We start from the raw sequence: 265 nt of genomic DNA, 5'->3' as shown, positions 1-265 counted from the left end.
CCGGCCCCTGTTTTTACATCAACAGGGACGGGGATGGCAGAGAACGGACAGAAGGAAGCGGGAAATATGGGGCGTTTCTCCCACTCAGACAGGGGCGTACCGGGTATGGGACATCCGCAGTATGCGGGGATTGTGTCGCCGTATCTGAAATGGGTCGGGGCCAAAACCCGGAGTATGCCGGCCCTGCTTGCCGCCCTGCCTTCACCGGAATACGTGGAGTGTCTGATTGAGCCGTTTGCCGGCAGTGCATCGGTTTTTCTGAACA

Annotated in this window: 1 protein-coding gene; it reads left to right on the top strand. The window is 58.5% G+C overall.

What is annotated here, in order from left to right; all coding sequences use genetic code 11:
- Positions 1-33: 33 nt before the first annotated feature.
- On the top strand, positions 34-265 hold a 232-nt coding region (locus ACU8YC_RS28705; protein ID WP_446896479.1), incomplete at its 3' end, for a DNA adenine methylase.

The sequence above is a fragment of the Citrobacter sp. VF227 genome (assembly GCF_052950715.1).
The sequence above is the reverse complement of the archived record's forward strand: the minus strand, read 5'-3'. Positions and strand labels throughout refer to the sequence as shown.